This window comes from Cereibacter changlensis JA139, assembly GCF_003034985.1.
Lineage (GTDB): Bacteria > Pseudomonadota > Alphaproteobacteria > Rhodobacterales > Rhodobacteraceae > Cereibacter > Cereibacter changlensis.
This window is the reverse complement of sequence record NZ_PZKG01000422.1, coordinates 1-569: the sequence shown is the minus strand read 5'-3', so window position 1 is coordinate 569 and position 569 is coordinate 1. Positions and strand designations below refer to the sequence as shown.

The following is a 569-nucleotide window of genomic DNA, read 5'->3' as shown; positions in this document are numbered from 1 at the left end:
ATCCAGGACGCCTTCGCCAATGTTCTCATTATCGACGCCGGCTATCTCGCGCTCAAGGACGGCAGCCTGAGCCTCGACGCCTTCAAGGTCGAGCTGGCGAAGGTCTGGGCCGGATTCCCCCTTCCGAGCGGCAAATCCTACTACGCCGGCGTCGCTGGCAACAAAGCCACCATCAGCTACCGCAACTACAGCGCCTACATGGCTCAAATTTTCCCCGTAGAGGCCCGGAAAGGCCCGGCGGCGGTAAGGGTAGCGGCGAACCCCTGGAAGGGCCTCTCCGGGCCTCTCCGGGCCATTCTGGGGCGTCTGCGGGGCGATCCGCCCTGCCCCGTCCCTGGCATTGGGTGAAACGGCAGGCCAACCGGGCCGAACAGGTCGAGCCGACGAAGTCGCCCGAAGGGCAAGCCCGCCTGCGGGCGCAGTCTCGACCTGTTCGGCCCGGTTGAGCCGGATTACCGTCCCTGACCCGCCAAGCCCGCTAGGCCCGCCAGACCCGCCATCTCCGCTAGGCCCGCCATCTCCGCTAGGCCCGCCAAGCACGCCATCTCCGATAGGTCCGGCGCTTGAAA

1 pseudogene is annotated in these 569 nt (G+C 66.8%); it reads left to right on the top strand.

Features of this window, described 5'->3' with window-relative positions:
• A pseudogene (locus C5F48_RS25580) lies at positions 1-348 on the top strand (hypothetical protein); the annotation flags it as partial.
• Positions 349-569: the final 221 nt, after the last annotated feature.